A 14,419-nucleotide genomic window follows, 5' to 3' on the forward strand; every position below is an offset into this window, starting at 1 on the left:
TGAGACACTGCATCGAGCAGGATTACAGTTTCTAAAGAACCTCTGAAAAAGCTTACTGAACCATAACCCTTCCCCCATAGAATAACTTGTGAGGGCAATCTAGGCTTGAAAACTGGTTTAACGCCCCCATAAAGGGAGGGCGTAGTTTGTGATATTTATAAGTAATTATTTAAAAAACAATGAGATGGAGTAAATAGAGAGATGGCGACAGAGACACAAGAAGCACACAAGGAGACGATGGGGTTTCAGGCTGAGGTAAAACAGCTGCTCAAACTGGTAATCAATTCACTGTATAGCAACAAGGAGATCTTCCTGCGTGAGCTAGTATCCAATGGGGCAGATGCCTGTGACAAGCTACGTTTTGAGGGGCTGTCCGATGATGCACTATTTGAGAATGATCCTGATCTGAAGGTCGAGATCACCATGGACAAGGATGCCAAGACTCTGACCATTGATGATAACGGTATCGGTATGAACCGTCAGGAGGTGATGGAGAATATTGGCACCATCGCCCGCTCAGGTACCAAATCATTTTTCGAGAAGCTGACTGGCGACCAGAAGCAGGATTCACATCTTATTGGCCAATTTGGTGTGGGTTTCTACTCCTCCTTTATTGTTGCAGACAAGGTAACGGTAGAGACACGACGTGCCGGCCTTACTACCGAGCACGGTGTGCGTTGGGAGTCATCAGGCGAGGGTGATTACACTCTGGAGACAATTGACAAGGAGCGTCGCGGCACCCGCATTACTCTACATCTGCGTGACGACGAGGAGGAGTTTCTCGATAGCTGGAAGATCAAATCACTGATACACAAATACTCCGAGCATATTACTCTGCCAATCATGATGGAAAATGATGCCCCGCCTCCTGCTGCGGAGGATGGAGATGAGTCATCAGAGCCTGCAGAGACGGTAGAGCAGGAGCCGTGGGAGCAGGTAAACAAGGCAACCGCACTCTGGTCGATGAACCGCAACGAGATTAGTGAGGATGAGTACAAGGAGTTCTACAAGAGTGTAGGGCACGACTGGCAGGATCCGATGGAGTGGATTCATGCGCGGGTAGAGGGAAACCTTGAGTACACCCAGCTACTATATCTTCCTGCCAAGGCGCCATTTGATCTGAATGACCGTGAGCGTTCTCATGGTATCAAGCTCTATGTGCGCCGTGTTTTCATTATGGAAGACACTGAAAAACTAATGCCAACTTACTTGAGGTTTATTCGGGGAGTGATTGATTCTAATGATCTTCCTCTTAACGTTTCTCGTGAGTTGTTGCAGAGCAGCAAGGTGGTGGATCAGATCAGCAAAGGCTCTGTGAAGAAGGTTCTGGGAATGCTTGAGGGTGTGGTCAAGAAGGGTGAAGAGGAGTACGCCAAGTTCTGGAGTGAGTTTGGGGCGGTGTTTAAGGAGGGGTTGATTGAGGATACCTCCAACCAGGAGCGTATCGCCAAGCTCTGTCGTTTTGCTACATCAAACAGTGAGAGTGCTACTCAGGATGTGTCGCTTGAGACCTACGTTGAGCGGATGCAGGATGGTCAGGAGAAGATCTACTACATCACAGCAGAGACCTATAACGCAGCGAAAAACAGCCCTCATTTAGAGGTCTTCCGCAAGAAGGAGATTGAGGTTCTACTACTTAGTGATCATGTCGATGAGTGGGTGGTGAACCATCTACGCGAGTTTGATGGCAAGTCTCTGGTATCAGTAACCCAGGGTGATCTGGATCTGGGTGACCTGGAAGACAAGAAGGAGAAGAAGGAGCAGAAGCAGGAAGAGGAGAGCTTCAAGAGTCTTATTGATCAGATGAAGGGTGTTTTGGGAGAGGAGGTTGAGGATATTCGTGTCAGCCACCGTCTTACCGATTCACCTGCATGTCTGGTGGCCAATGCCGGTGCCATGGATGCCAATATGGAGCGCATCATGAAGAGTATGGGACAGGAAGCTCCATCCTCCAAGCGTGTAATGGAGATCAATGTGCAGCATCCACTGGTCGAGCGCCTGCAGAATGAGACGGATGATGAGCGTTTTGCTGACTGGACCAGAATCCTGTTTGATCAGTCAATGCTCGCAGAGGGAAGTCAGCTGGATGACCCTGCCAGCTTTACTCGCCGTCTCAACGGACTGTTGCAGACACTTGCAGGATAGCTGTATGTACGTATGATTTGGTTATGTGTCCCCAAATCTATGCATAGAGTAGTATCCACCGTTTTCCTGCCCCTTGCCTCCCTGTTGTGGATGCAGGGGGTAGTTGCTGATGTGGTATCGGATATTGATGCCATCATTGATTCTCCCAAAACCCCTGCTGCAATTTGGGGGGTGAGGATTGAGGAGAGTAAGACAGGAAAGGTGCTCTATTCACGTAATGGGGATAGCCCTTTTGTCCCCGCCTCGGTTGCCAAGCTTGTTACTACGGCAACTGCTCTGGAGCGGCTGGGGTCCGATTACACCTTTACTACTCATCTCCAATTCCCGCACAAGACAATCCCCTTAAATGGGGTGATTCGTGGTGACATTCATATAATTGGCGGTGGTGACCCAACCCTTGGCACCGCAGAGGGGGCGGTAGGGCGCAGTTTTCTCAAGAGCTGGGCCAAACGTATGGTCAAGGAGGGGGTGAAACGTATTGATGGAGATATTGTCGGGATTGACGATATTTTTATTGATGAGCCTCTGGGTAAGGGATGGGCCTGGGATGATGAGAACTATGCGTTCTCGGCACAGTCATCAGGTCTGACAATTCATGGCGGTACCGTAGGTTACCGGATTGACAGGAACCGCAAGCAGAGTCTTAAGAAGAGCCAGATTCACCTCTATCCTGATACTGACTACATGAGCGTCGAGATCAAGAGAAGTGGTGAGAGCCGACAGGTGCAGATTGGTCGTGAACATGGCACCAATAACTTTGTGGTTGAGGTCCCGAAAAAAATGCGCAGGAATCCGGAGATGTCTGGCAAGGTCACTGTGGATAATCCAACTGCCTATACAGCAACTCTCTTCAAGGAGGCATTGGAGAGCGCAGGTATCAAGGTTGGTGGCAAGGCAGTTGATCGTGATCAGAACAGTGCTACAGCTGAAAATAGTGGTCTGGTCTGGACTCACCACTCCTCGCCGTTGAAGAATATTCTGCCGCTCGCCAATAAGAGGAGTATCAATCTGGTAGCAGAACATCTGTTGCGAGCCACTGGAATCAAGCGCAACAAGAGTGGAGAGGTTGTCAATCCTGGTTCTGTTGAGCGTGGCCTCAATGAGGTCAGACGTTTTATGGGTAAGCGCAAGATCAAGCCTTACCGGTATAGCCAGGTAGATGGGTCTGGGCTCTCACGTTACAATCTGTTAAGACCGGCAGATCTGGTAAAGGTGTTGAGGTTTATGGATAGCCATCCTCAATCCAGGGTGTTTCGTAAGTCACTATCCAGGGCTGGTCATGATGGAACACTGCGTTACCGTTTCCACGATACTGCACTGCAGGGCAGGGTCTGGGGCAAGACAGGTACACTCTCATCCGTTCGTGGGATTGCCGGATACCTGAAGAGTAAAAAAGGGAGAGAGCTGACCTTCTCAATCCTGGTGAATAATTACGCCTCTGGAAGTAGAAAAATCAGAAACCGGATTGATCGGATACTGCTCAAAGCAGCCCATTGGGCAGATAAGTGAGTGACGGCAAGGAGAACAGTTGATGGAGTTGGCAGAGATAAAGAATAGAATAGAGGATGGAATCCCGGGTGCAACTGCAGTGCTTGAGGGTGATGGCTGCAGCTGTGAGGCTACCGTCATCAGTGACAGCTTTGATGGGCAGGGTCTACTTGCACAACAGCGTGCAGTGATGGCAACAGTCAATGATGTTCTAGCCAGTGGTGAGCTACATGCGCTGTCCATCAAAACCTATACTACGGCACAGTGGGAACAGGTAGAAAAATAGCTAACTTCTAAAATAGGCAGTAAGCTCCGGTAGATCAACTTCGGAGAGTTTTAGCTGAACGCTACAGTTCAGTTCGGTCGGCTCTTTCAGGCGTACCTTGCACTCCAGTGCCAGTTCCGGGATCAGGAAGGTGCCACGTTGCTTCATGGTATCTACCAGCACCCCCTCGCCACTCCACTCTGGATTGCGACGTAGCCAGACCATGGTCCAGTGACGGTTGGAGAAGCGCTCGGCACGTCGTACATTACCGATTACCGCCTCTGCAGCCCCCACCCGTTCTGTCAGCGCCTCACTGTCGAGCAGAGGCCTGTTTTGTATCCACGCTCGTAGCTGTTGGTGGGCAACCAGATCAAGATAGCGTCTAAGGGGGCTGGTCACCTGGCTGTACTGCTCCATCCCCAGTCCGCTGTGGCGCTCTGGCATGCTCTTTAACTGACTACGTTGAAAACGACGACGGAACCCAAACATCTCGGAAGGACTCTCCGGCAGAGGCCAGGGCTCTCCGTTTTCGCCCGGTTCTGGTGGAGGTTGGGTGGAGTAGGGGAAGGGGATGCTGTGCTCCTGTGAAAAGAGGGCAGCAGCCTCCCCAGCCATCAACATAAATTCAGTCACCAAGTCTCGACTGCGCAGGCGGGGGAGCGGGGTAATGGTGATCTCATCATCGACCACACGAATCTTCACCTCTGGCAGATCAAGACGGATAGCTCCCTGGGTGACGCGCTTTTGTTGATACTGTAGGGCCTTGTTATAGAGTGGCGCAAATTCTTCTCCCTCAATCAGCTTGTCCACATCCTCATAGGTGGTCCTGGTCACCTTTATCCAGCTGGTGACTATCTCAATATCCTCTATCTCGCTACTCTCGGAGAGGGTGAAGCTGAATGAGAGGGCGGGGGACCGTTCCTGTAGTCCGAGCCCCAGCAGTTCAGTTGCTCTGGGTGGGAGCATTGTCAGGGTGCCTTCCGGAATGTATAGATTTGATCCGCGGGAGCGGGCCTCAAGATCAAGTTCACTGTCGGGAGTTACCAGTGCAGCTACATCTGCTACATGTACCCAGATCCTCTCCCCATCAAGGCTGATCGCATCATCCGGGTCACGATTTCCTTCGTCATCAATGGCCCAGGCGGTCAGATGAGTCAGGTCCACTCTCTCTTCATCAGGCAGCTCTGGGACGTCACCCTCAGCAGGGGTGGTCTCCAGCCCCATGCGTGGGGGATACGGGTTGTGTGACTCCCCCCAGTAACCTGTCTCCAGCAGGAGATGGTGCCCATTCTCCGGACGTTGCTCTCTTTTCAGTTCGCGCAGTATTCTGCTTACCTCGCTACGACCAAGTGCAACCATCTCTACATCACTCAACTGTTGATGGTCTTCCGGTAGCAGGTTGTTGCTGGTTAGGCGTTCCAGAAAAGCTGCTTTCTCATCCTTTGCTCTCTGCTTGTTATTGCGGTCGCTCTGTTCCTGTTGAACTCTATCTGCCGAATATCCGGAGATTGCATCTGGAGCACCATGAAAGTAGAGATCATCAGTAACAATCTTCCAGCTGGCCCAGATGGTTTTTGGGGTGGATTCACCAAAGATCAACTCACCAAGATCATTCAGTGTGGTGGTCTCATCACCCAGCAGTTCCCACGCCTCCTCAACCTCTCCTTCAATAGGATCATCCAGTTCTGCCAGAGAACGGATGGGGCCGGGGTGGAGTAGTAGAATATCCTTGTCACGCACCCGCTTGTTCTTGCCGTTTGGAAGCTGGATCTCAATTTTGTCAGTAATGGATGTGATGCGAGCCGGCCCACTTTTGTAGAGGACCAGGGCATTGCTCTTGGGGGGTGTCTGCGTCATTTGTGGGTAGGATACAGTAACTTGTGTTGATTGACTTTAATCAATGACTATTGTGAGAATGATATATATCATGATAGGTTCAAGTGGTATCCAATATTGGTATTTGGTCTGGAAATTATTCAATGGTAGCGGCTGGTAGAGTTAACAGAAATCAGAGAAAGAGGTCCCTCCTGTTGGTTGGGGTCTTTACCTTTCTTTTTCACTCTATTGTTCCATACTTTCAAATAGCCAATGCCGAATCTGCAGATGGTTACACCACAACCATCTGTACTGCCTATGGTTACAAGACAGTTTTTGTCGTCTTTGATTCTGCTCAAGAGATATCCAGCAACCAGTTAGATAGCAGTTATTTTGAGTGTCCAACCTGTATTGTTCAGGCGAATGCCACGGGCTGGATTGACACCTATAGTTCGCTTTTTGATCCTCATCCATCGCAGGATCGTGAGAGGTGGGTAGCGCAAATTCCATTGACTCCGGAATCTCCCGCTTATCCCCACTTCCTCAGTCGAGCACCACCAGCATAATCTCTCTTTAAATGCCCCTCCATTTTGGGAGAAATGGAGGCGGTATGATCCTGTCGTCATGTTTGTTGATATTGAGCGATAGCATTCTTGCTGGCCGTTGACGGCTAGCTGGTTACAGATATTTTTTTGAGAGATAATTATGAAAATAAGATTTTTGCGTGCAGTTGCTGCACTCTTTTTGTTTGGTTCGTTCTCCGCTGTTTTTGCAGATGGAGTTATGGTCAGTGATCCATGGGTTAGAGCGGCACCGCCAAATGCACCTGCGCTGGCCGCATTTATGACGTTGGAGAATCATGGAGGAGCTGATGTTGCCTTGGTTGAGGTGCGTGGCCCTGCGGAGCTGGGGCGTGTAGAGATGCACCGTACCAGTATGGCTGACGGGATGATGAAGATGGTTCAGCAGCAGAATATCCCTGTTGCCGCACACTCCAGTACTGTTTTGAAACCGGGTAGTTGGCATATCATGATGATTGGCCCCAAAAAGGTTCCGTCAGCAGGTGAGCAGGTTCGCCTTACCCTTGTTTTTAGTGATGGAAGTGAGCAGATGGTTATGGCTGGGGTTCGTAGAGGCGGTATGATGATGAAGGATGGTGGTCATCAGATGATGCGCCATTAAGGTTTTAGAGCGTGGCGGGAAGTCTCTTCTTCCCGCCGGTTCTCAAGGAGAATTTTATAGTGAAAAGAATATTGTTGAGAAACAGGGCGCCACTTTGGTTAGTGTTGTTTGGTCTATCGATAGTGCTTGCTGGATGTGACCGTCCTGCAGAGCAGTTGAGGCTGGAGGGCGCCATGGTGTTGTCTCCTCCAAAGGTGCTGTCCGAATTTGCGCTTAAACAGAGAGACCTTGGAGAGTTTACAACCGAAAACACAAAGGGGGAGTGGTCGCTATTCTTCTTTGGTTATACCCGCTGTCCTGATGTCTGCCCAACCGAGCTCTTTATGTTGAGTGAGATGATGCGCACTATTGAGAAGAGTCCGGATAGCGTGATTAAGACGCCAAAGGTGGTCTTTGTCTCGGTTGATCCACAACGGGATACTATTGATGCTCTGCAAGAGTACGCTGGCTATTACCATCCATCTTTCTTGGGAGTGACTGGTGAGCAGGATATGGTGGATAAACTGTCCAGATCGATGGGCGCAATCTACGAGCGAGTCTATTATCTGAACGGCAGGCAGTTGATGGTTGATGAAGAGGAGGGGGTTCCTGAAGGGTTGGAGGACTCCTATCTTATCAACCACTCTGCATCCATATTCTTGCTTAACCCTGAAGGGGAGATGCATGCCATTTTTTCCACTCCCCACAACCCGGATGTGATGGTGCGTGATCTTGCCACTATTCAGCGAGCCTGGGACTAGCTGTTTTGGTCAGGGTGTCCAGTAAGACCGGCCTGTTTGCGGCAGCTCTATTGCTGATGGCGGGGGTGTTTGGTTATCTCTCTACTCAGCAGACAGAGAGAGAGGTTGTACGTCTGCCTCTGGTAACAGGGTGCAAACTCCATCTGCAGTCGTGTAGTGCCCTACTGCCAGAGATGGGTGAGTTGACCTTTGAGATAAGCCCAAAAAACCCATCCCCAACAGAGTCTATCCTGTTGAGAGTAACGTTTAGTGAGTTGCAGCCAGAGAGAGTAGAGGTTCTGTTTGAGGGGAAGGAGATGTATATGGGGCTTCTTCAGTATGCTCTTTACCCGAGTGAAGAGAGTGGGGTTTTTTCTGGGACCGGTAGTTTGTCTATCTGCATCCGTGAGTTGATGGAGTGGATTGCTCTGCTGAAAGTGCAGGTTGGAGATAAGGTTTATGAGGTGCCATTCGAGTTTGAGACTATCCATCTGAAATGATTTTTCGCAGGGGTGTGGTGACCAGGCCATTTGAGCTGGAGTTTAATCTGCAGTTTCCCAACAGGATTGAACCCGACATTTTTAATGTTCTTGTTGGTAGATAGATCATCCACCGCTATGCGCATATAATTGCGCCAACCATAACTATCCATTGAGTTCTGATGATCCGTATCTCCTCGCTCTCGATTCGTCGAGGGCCCAGACTGCTGTTTGAAAACAGCTCCATGTCAATCCATCCCGGACAGAAGGTTGGAGTGACCGGAGGCAATGGGACTGGAAAATCCAGCCTCTTTTCGTTGATTCTGGGAGAGATTGCTGCCGATGATGGAGATCTGAAGCTGCCCGAGAGTTGGGTAATTGCCCACGTTGCTCAGGAGACCCCGTCACTTGAGCGCAGTGCCATTGATCTGGTGATGGATGGTGACCATGAGTTACGTCGTCTGCAGAGAGAGCTTGAGGTGGCAGAGCAGAGTGGTGATGGCCTGAGGCAGGGGGAGCTTTTTGCGCAGATGGAGGCAATTGATGGCTTTAATGCCCGTAACCGTGCTGCAAGGCTTATGCAGGGGTTGGGTTTTGTTGTCAGTCAGGAGAATCTGCCTGTAGAGTCATTCTCGGGTGGGTGGCGTATGCGCCTTAATCTGGCGCAGGCGCTAATGGCACGATCTGATCTTCTATTGCTTGATGAGCCTACCAACCACCTGGATCTGGATGCTGTTTTCTGGTTGGAGGATTGGCTCAAACAGTATCCGGGAACTCTGTTACTGATCTCGCATGATCGTGATGTACTGGATCGAGTAGTGGGCGGAATTATTAATATAGAACATCAGAAGATGGAGCTAACATCCGGAAACTACAGTGCTTTTGAGAGGGTTCGTGCTGAAAAGATGGCGCAGCAGCAGTCTGCATGGGAGAGACAGCAGCGGGAGAAAGAGCACATGCATCGTTTTGTGGAACGCTTTCGTGCCAAGGCGACCAAGGCAAAACAGGTGCAGAGTAGAATCAAGGCACTGGAGAGAATGGAGGCCATTGCCCCTGCTCATGTTGATTCACCATTCCATTTTCACTTTATTCAGCCAGAGAAACTGCCACACCCAATGCTTACCATTAACCATGCGGTAGCTGGATATGGTGATATTGTAGTATTGAATGATTTTTCGATTACTCTCAATCCGGGAGACAGAATTGCACTGTTGGGAAGAAACGGTGCAGGCAAATCAACATTGATGAAGTTGATGGCCAGTTCACAAACTCTGTTGCTAGGTGAGCGCTCAGAGGCCAAACATCTGCAGACAGGTTATTTTGCCCAGCATCAACTGGAGCTACTGGATCTGCAGGCTACACCACTACTGCATCTGCAGCGCAATCATCCTGATTCAACCGAGCAGGAGTTGAGAGATTACCTTGGAAGTTTCGGATTTAGAGATGATAGAGTGATGGAGGCAGTTGGCCCGTTCTCGGGAGGGGAAAAGGCCAGGTTGGTGCTTGCCATGATAATTCGTCAGCGCCCCAATCTGTTGCTTCTTGATGAGCCAACCAACCATCTTGATCTGGAGATGCGCCATGCTCTGGTTATGGCCCTTCAGGAATTTAAGGGCGCATTGGTGGTGGTCTCTCATGATCGCTATCTGCTGGAGGGGGTGGCAGATCAGTTTATGCTGGTTGCAGATGGTGAGGCAGAGCAGTTTAAGGGTGACCTGGATGATTATGGGCAGTGGTTGCGCTCTTCCGGGAAGCAGGTGGAGGCAACGACAAGAGAGGGTGACGGTGGTGATACCCAGAGAGAGAACATAAATCGTAAGGAGCAGCGCCGGCTTGATGCAGAACAGAGAAAACAGCAGGCACCACTAAAAAGGGTGGTTGCCAGGCTGGAGCAGGAGATTGAGAAGCTTGAAGTGGCTAGATCTGATCTGGAGGAGAGGTTGGCGCAGCCAGAGATTTATGAGGATGGCGCCAAACAGAAGCTGAAAGAGGTTTTGCAGGAGAAGAGAGAGGTGGACCAGAAGCTGGAGGATAAGGAGGAGTTATTGCTCACGCACTATGGGGATCTTGCATAGCCATTCATGTACAATCAGCCAATTCTCCTCAACACCAACATAAGAGGCGCGTATGGAAGTTTCCCCTGTTCAGGGTATTTTTAGTGTTGTAACTGACAATATTTTTACCCTGATTTATCTGCTTGCCATAGTCGAGATTGGCATTATCGCTCTTATAGCATCCTCTCTAAAACGGCACAGTCTGAGGTTGCATGATGTATCCAGTAATCTGCTAAAAGGGTTTGCGGATGCCCCGGATCAGGACTCACTACAGAAGTCACATGAAAAGATTGATGCTGCCCTGCACTATCTATCAAACAAGATACTGCTGGATAAGAGCGCCGCAGCAATCATCAAGGAGAATGTCTCCAGACTCTCGGAGAGAAATCTCTACAACAGATACTATCTGATAGAGAGCGCTAGTAGCGTTATGTCCACCATGGTGCAGATCTTCCCTCTGTTGGGGATCTTGGGAACAATTCTGGCAATTGCCGGCACAGCATTCGGAGATGGCGGTATTGATGCATCACGTTTGACCAGTGCATTTGTGTTGGCAATGGATACAACAATTCTGGGTATCGGTTTTTCAGTCATCTTTATGATGGTTGAGAGTTTTATTGCCCCCAAGGTTGAGCGCATGATTAACGAGAGTATCGATTTCAAAAATATTATTACCAGAGTTCATTTAGGGTAATGATGGAGAGGCTTTCACTCAAGAGAAGAAGCAAGGTTCATCTTACATCCCTGCTTGATCTGTTGTTCATCATGATCTTTATTGCTCTTATTCAGCCCAAGCAGGCATCTGAATTTGAGCAGGAGAGCATTAAAAAAGAGATAGAGCAGCCAACTGCCTCGGAGGTGAAGCCGGTTGAAAAATCTACTGCAGGTGAGGATGTTTTCTATCAGAAGGTGATGGTGTTTAACGAATATAATGAGGAGCATGGGTACCTCTCTACACGCACCCTGTACAAAAATGAGTCAGGCCGATGTTTTATGCGTATGACCCAGCATCGTGTTGAGGCCAAAATGGTTGATGGCAAGAACAGCCCAATGACCATGGAGGAGTATGAGTGGCATAATGATCCTGATCTACAGAAAAGTGGTGGTAGACCGTGTGAGATAGCCATGAGCATGACCGAAGTTAAGGTAGATCTTAATTACGGCACAACAATCTACTGCAACAGGGGTGGACAGTTTGAGCGTTATCTGTGTGAGTGGCGTTCAACCACTGATGTGCAGGGTGAAGGGAGCTACTCTTATTGGGAGCCAATCAAGGTATTTGACAACAAGAGTGAGGATATTCTGGTGCACGGCAGTATCCTCTACTGGACGCCACCAGAGGTGGAGGTAGAGCCGAAACGTGAGCGTTACGAACGCAGAGCTCCAGACAGACGTAGAACCGGTGGCTATCCTCCCAGACGTTACTGACCTATAGAGCTATCAGCTCTCTATTTTCCACTCTATCGGCTTGATGCCATGGCTGAGTAGATAGTCGTTGGTCTGAGAGAATGGGCGGCTACCAAAAAAACCTCTATGGGCTGAGAGCGGAGAGGGGTGTGGTGCCTGGATAACCAGGTGATGCTCTCTATCAATTCGTTGCCCCTTCTTCTGCGCATATGCCCCCCACAGAATAAAAACCAGATGGTCACGTTCGCGGTTCAGGTGGTCAATGGCTGCATCTGTAAAAGTCTCCCACCCTTTTCCCTGGTGAGCACCTGCACTGCCGCTCTCAACAGTCAGCACAGCATTCAGTAGCAGTACCCCCTGATCAGCCCAGCTGGTTAAGGTTCCGGTGCTGTTTGTAACCCCAATGTCTGATTCCAGCTCTTTATAGATATTAACAAGAGATGGAGGGATCTTTATTTTGGGCTGTACAGAGAAGCAGAGGCCATGAGCCTGACCATCTCCATGGTATGGATCCTGCCCAATAATAACTACTTTTACTCTCTTAAAAGGGGTGTGGTCGAACGCATTGAACCATCTGTTAGAGGGGGGGAAGATGGTGTGCCCACCCCTTTTACGCTGCAGTAGAAACTCGCGCAGCTTGACCATGTATGGTTTATCAAATTCAGGTAGCAGGACCTGCTTCCAGCTCTCCCCAAGTTTTATCTGCTCCGTAGCTGGCATGATCAGTAATGAGGGGGAGGGGTCTCTTCCGAGAGTGACTTTATCAGTGAGGGCGTGATCTCCTGGATCTGTCTCTCGGAATCACTGAGACGCTGAGCCATGGTCATCACCTCCAATTGAAGCTTGCTGATTATGTCGTTTAATTCCTGGATGTGGTTGTCCTGAAATGAGAGTCTGCTCTCAATCTCCTCCAGACGAGACTCAAGTGAGTTGTAATCCATCTTGTCGCTACCCATTATTTATCCTCTCCACTCATCTCCTCCAACATCTCCCAGCGCTCATACATTGCGCTGAGTTGTTGTTCAATCTCATTTAGGCGTTCAGTTGTTTTACTTACTTCATCCTCTTCACTCTGATAAAAGTTGGGGTCTGCCAGTGTTGCGTGGATTGTAGCCTGTTCACTCTCTAGAGATTCAATCTGTTTTGGGAGTGCCTCCAGTTCCCGTTTATCTTTGTAACTTAATTTTACAGGGGTGGATTTTTTTGGAGGGTTATCCCTCTTCTCCTGTTTTTGTTGAGATGGTTGAGCGGTGGAGCTGACCGTTTTTGACTGGCGGATCCAGTCATCATAACCACCAACATATTCGTTAATTTCTCCATCACCCTCAAAAACCAGGGTACTGGTTACGACATTATTCAGGAAGGCACGGTCATGACTTACCAGGAGCAGTGTGCCCTTGTATTCCAGTAGCAACTCCTCCAGAAGCTCCAGGGTCTCAACGTCAAGGTCATTGGTGGGCTCATCCATCACCAGAAGATTAGATGGTTTTGAGAATAGTCTTGCCAACAACAGGCGATTTCTTTCACCTCCGGATAGGGTGCTTACCGGGCTGCGGGTTCGTTGTGGAGAGAAGAGGAAGTCTTGCAGATAACTGATTACATGTTTGCTGTTGCCGTTAATGGTTACATTGTCGCTTCCATCGGCAACACTGTCCTGTACTGATCTATTTTCATCGAGCTGGTTTCTCAGCTGATCAAAGTAGGCAACCTGCAGTTTGGTGCCATGTAGCACGGTCCCCTTGTCTGGCTCGGTTTCACCAAGAAGAATACGTAGCAGGGTACTTTTTCCAACCCCGTTGGGGCCGATGATACCTATACGATCACCCCGCTGAATATTGACAGAGAGGCAGTTTATCAGTGGTGCACCATCATATCTGTGGTGCAGATTCTTTGCCCTGATTACCTTCTTTCCGGATGCCTCTGACTTTTGCACACTCATTTTGACATTGCCGGCACGGTTGCGGCGCTCACTACGCTCTTGACGCAGGGCTTTCAAGGCCCGAACTCGCCCCTCATTTCTGGTGCGGCGAGCCTTTATCCCCTGTCTAATCCAGACCTCCTCCTGAGCCAGCTTCTTGTCGAAGAGGGCGTTGTTGCGCTCCTCCTCCTCTAGAGCCTTCTCCTTCTTTTCCAGATAGGTGTCATAGTTGCCGGGCCAGTCGGTCAGGTTTCCACGGTCCAGCTCAATAATTCTGGTGGCAAGTCTGCGCAGGAATTGGCGATCATGAGTGATAAATAGCAGAGTGATGTGGCTATTGAGCAAAAACTCTTCGAGCCACTGAATTGATTCAATGTCCAGATGGTTGGTTGGCTCATCCAGAAGTAGCAGGTCAGGGCTCTGCACCAGAGCCTGCGCCAGCAGTACGCGTCTTTTCATCCCTCCGGAGAGGCTTGAGAAATTCTCCTCCGGGTCTAGCCCCATTTTTGAAAGAGTGGTCTCTATCTGTTGTTGAATTGACCAGCCATGAGCGGCCTCAATTTTCTGTTGAACGGACGCCATTATGTTGAGAGCTTTTTCAGATGAATCATCAGCAAGCTGCAGAACAAGGTGATGATACTCTGCAATAAGTGCACCCATCTTACCCACTCCCTGGGCTGTCACATCATAAATAGTGCCGGATGTATCTTTGGGGACCTCTTGTTTGAGACGTGATATTTTTGTTGAACCAATCTCTGTTGTGCCATCTTCTGCGGTGGCATCTCCGGAAATAACCTTTAGCAGAGTTGATTTTCCAGTTCCGTTTCGTCCAACCAGGCAGAGACGTTCACCACGCTCAATAATCAGGTTGGCATGGTCGAGCAGGGGTAGATCACCATAGGCGAGCTGGATATCCTTTAGTTGAACCAGAGCCACTGTCGATCTGT

At 49.5% G+C, this 14,419-nt stretch carries 14 protein-coding genes; 10 read left to right on the top strand and 4 right to left on the bottom strand.

What is annotated here, in order from left to right:
- Positions 1 to 201: 201 nt before the first annotated feature.
- From htpG to AC3ZFK_RS02470, 3 genes are read left to right on the top strand one after another with little or no spacing between them, the layout of a single operon-like run.
- Complete coding sequence (gene htpG / locus AC3ZFK_RS02460; protein WP_487507385.1) at positions 202 to 2,145, top strand: molecular chaperone HtpG; 1,944 nt, start codon at positions 202 to 204, stop codon at positions 2,143 to 2,145.
- A 39-nt stretch (positions 2,146 to 2,184) separates the two neighbouring features.
- Entirely contained in the window at positions 2,185 to 3,654 is a 1,470-nt protein-coding gene (dacB, locus tag AC3ZFK_RS02465) for a D-alanyl-D-alanine carboxypeptidase/D-alanyl-D-alanine endopeptidase (RefSeq protein WP_487507386.1), read from the top strand.
- 22 nt (positions 3,655 to 3,676) lie between these two features.
- On the top strand, positions 3,677 to 3,919 hold the full coding sequence (locus AC3ZFK_RS02470; protein WP_487507387.1) for a BolA family protein: 243 nt from the start codon (positions 3,677 to 3,679) through the stop codon (positions 3,917 to 3,919).
- On the opposite strand, the gene AC3ZFK_RS02475 is transcribed toward AC3ZFK_RS02470, so the two are convergent.
- Positions 3,920 to 5,755, bottom strand: a complete 1,836-nt coding sequence (locus AC3ZFK_RS02475; protein ID WP_487506514.1) for a ribonuclease catalytic domain-containing protein — start codon at positions 5,753 to 5,755, stop codon at positions 3,920 to 3,922. It lies immediately after the preceding gene.
- 122 nt (positions 5,756 to 5,877) lie between these two features.
- On the opposite strand from AC3ZFK_RS02475, the gene AC3ZFK_RS02480 reads away from it, so the two are divergent.
- From AC3ZFK_RS02480 to AC3ZFK_RS02510, 7 genes are all read left to right on the top strand, one after another.
- Positions 5,878 to 6,279, top strand: a complete 402-nt coding sequence (locus AC3ZFK_RS02480) for a hypothetical protein (RefSeq protein WP_489433718.1) — start codon at positions 5,878 to 5,880, stop codon at positions 6,277 to 6,279.
- 139 nt (positions 6,280 to 6,418) lie between these two features.
- Complete coding sequence (locus AC3ZFK_RS02485) at positions 6,419 to 6,895, top strand: copper chaperone PCu(A)C (protein ID WP_487506516.1); 477 nt, start codon at positions 6,419 to 6,421, stop codon at positions 6,893 to 6,895.
- 59 nt (positions 6,896 to 6,954) lie between these two features.
- Positions 6,955 to 7,635, top strand: coding sequence for an SCO family protein (locus AC3ZFK_RS02490; protein ID WP_487506517.1), 681 nt, complete (start codon positions 6,955 to 6,957; stop codon positions 7,633 to 7,635).
- 14 nt (positions 7,636 to 7,649) lie between these two features.
- Positions 7,650 to 8,114 (top strand): hypothetical protein, encoded by a 465-nt coding sequence (locus AC3ZFK_RS02495; protein WP_487506518.1) that lies wholly within the window; start codon positions 7,650 to 7,652, stop codon positions 8,112 to 8,114.
- 161 nt (positions 8,115 to 8,275) lie between these two features.
- Positions 8,276 to 10,168: an ATP-binding cassette domain-containing protein gene (locus AC3ZFK_RS02500; protein WP_487506519.1), complete on the top strand. Its 1,893-nt coding sequence runs from the start codon at positions 8,276 to 8,278 to the stop codon at positions 10,166 to 10,168.
- 52 nt (positions 10,169 to 10,220) lie between these two features.
- On the top strand, positions 10,221 to 10,841 hold the full coding sequence (locus AC3ZFK_RS02505; RefSeq protein WP_487506520.1) for a MotA/TolQ/ExbB proton channel family protein: 621 nt from the start codon (positions 10,221 to 10,223) through the stop codon (positions 10,839 to 10,841).
- Positions 10,841 to 11,575 carry a hypothetical protein gene (locus AC3ZFK_RS02510; protein ID WP_487506521.1) on the top strand — a complete coding sequence of 245 codons (735 nt, stop codon included), beginning with the start codon at positions 10,841 to 10,843 and terminating at the stop codon, positions 11,573 to 11,575. The genes AC3ZFK_RS02505 and AC3ZFK_RS02510 overlap by 1 nt, the downstream gene beginning before the upstream one ends.
- 12 nt (positions 11,576 to 11,587) lie before the next feature.
- Here AC3ZFK_RS02510 and ung read toward each other — a convergent pair whose 3' ends face one another.
- From ung to AC3ZFK_RS02525, 3 genes are read right to left on the bottom strand one after another with little or no spacing between them, the layout of a single operon-like run.
- Entirely contained in the window at positions 11,588 to 12,274 is a 687-nt protein-coding gene (ung, locus tag AC3ZFK_RS02515; protein WP_487506522.1) for a uracil-DNA glycosylase, read from the bottom strand.
- 2 nt (positions 12,275 to 12,276) lie between these two features.
- The gene (locus tag AC3ZFK_RS02520) at positions 12,277 to 12,510 is read right to left on the bottom strand and encodes a SlyX family protein (RefSeq protein ID WP_487506523.1); all 234 of its coding nucleotides are present in this window, start codon (positions 12,508 to 12,510) and stop codon (positions 12,277 to 12,279) included.
- Positions 12,510 to 14,408 carry an ATP-binding cassette domain-containing protein gene (locus AC3ZFK_RS02525; protein WP_487506524.1) on the bottom strand — a complete coding sequence of 633 codons (1,899 nt, stop codon included), beginning with the start codon at positions 14,406 to 14,408 and terminating at the stop codon, positions 12,510 to 12,512. The genes AC3ZFK_RS02520 and AC3ZFK_RS02525 overlap by 1 nt, the downstream gene beginning before the upstream one ends.
- Between the last annotated feature and the right edge of the window lie 11 nt (positions 14,409 to 14,419).

The organism is Candidatus Thiopontia autotrophica (assembly GCF_982804495.1).